Here is a 1472-nt window from a genome sequence, read left to right on the forward strand (position 1 = left end):
CGCAAGACGACGTATAGGGTCTGACGCCTGCCCGGTGCCTGAAGGTTAAAAGGAGAGGTGAGAGCCTTGAATTGAAGCCCAGGTAAACGGCGGCCGTAACTATAACGGTCCTAAGGTAGCGAAATTCCTTGTCGGGTAAGTTCCGACCTGCACGAATGGCGTAACGACTTCCCCGCTGTCTCCAACATCGACTCAGCGAAATTGAATTGCCTGTCAAGATGCAGGCTTCCCGCGGTTAGACGGAAAGACCCCGTGCACCTTTACTACAACTTCAGACTGGCAACAGGACTGGGATGTGCAGGATAGGTGGTAGGCTTTGAACCAGACACGCCAGTGTCTGTGGAGCCTCCCTTGAGATACCACCCTTCGCATTCTTGTTGTCTAACCGCGACCCGTTATCCGGGTCCGGGACCCTCTGTGGTGGGTAGTTTGACTGGGGCGGTCGCCTCCTAAAGCGTAACGGAGGCGCGCGAAGGTTGGCTCAGAGCGGTCGGAAATCGCTCGTTGAGTGCAATGGCAGAAGCCAGCCTGACTGCGAGACTGACAAGTCGAGCAGAGTCGAAAGACGGCCATAGTGATCCGGTGGTCCCGAGTGGAAGGGCCATCGCTCAACGGATAAAAGGTACGCCGGGGATAACAGGCTGATACTGCCCAAGAGTCCATATCGACGGCAGTGTTTGGCACCTCGATGTCGGCTCATCTCATCCTGGGGCTGGAGCAGGTCCCAAGGGTACGGCTGTTCGCCGTTTAAAGAGGTACGTGAGCTGGGTTTAGAACGTCGTGAGACAGTTCGGTCCCTATCTGCCGTGGGTGTAGGAGACTTGAGAGGAGTTGCCCCTAGTACGAGAGGACCGGGGTGAACGATCCACTGGTGGACCTGTTGTTGCGCCAGCAGCAGTGCAGGGTAGCTATGATCGGACAGGATAACCGCTGAAGGCATCTAAGCGGGAAGCCCCCCTCAAAACAAGGTCTCCCTGAGGGCCGTGGTAGACCACCACGTCGATAGGCCGGAGGTGTAAGCGTAGCGATACGTTCAGCTGACCGGTACTAATGGCCCGATAGGCTTGATTTGATCCAGTAACAGACAGACACGTTACCAAATCAGCCAGAGAGCATACACATCACAGTATACAAAACCTGGACAACACGTTGATATAACAGCAGATACGAGACGCACCGAGCGTCTCCAGTCTGCTGGCGCTGTACGGCCTCAAATGGCCACGGTGCGCGAACGCGCCTTTTGAAATGCAAAAGACGCTGCCTCGCGCCCGTCGCCTTTGCCAAGGCAAACACGACGTACAGCGACAGGCTTTTTCCTCGGTCTGGTGGCCATAGCGCGAGCAAAACACCCGGTCCCATCCCGAACCCGGAAGTTAAGTGCCGCCGCGGCAATGGTACTGCGTCTCAAGACGTGGGAGAGTAGCTCACCGCCAGACCTAGTAAAAAGCCAAATCTCTCATAAACGATCGTAA

At 56.0% G+C, this 1472-nt stretch carries 2 rRNA genes; both read left to right on the plus strand.

Annotated elements, in window-relative coordinates:
• Window positions 1–1072: ribosomal RNA gene (locus tag ATO3_RS28325) — 23S ribosomal RNA — on the plus strand; the annotation flags it as partial.
• A 249-nt stretch (window positions 1073–1321) separates the two neighbouring features.
• Window positions 1322–1436: ribosomal RNA gene (gene rrf / locus ATO3_RS28330) — 5S ribosomal RNA — on the plus strand.
• Window positions 1437–1472: the final 36 nt, after the last annotated feature.

Origin of the sequence: Marinibacterium profundimaris, from assembly GCF_002210095.1 — a bacterium.
Taxonomy (GTDB): domain Bacteria; phylum Pseudomonadota; class Alphaproteobacteria; order Rhodobacterales; family Rhodobacteraceae; genus Marinibacterium; species Marinibacterium profundimaris.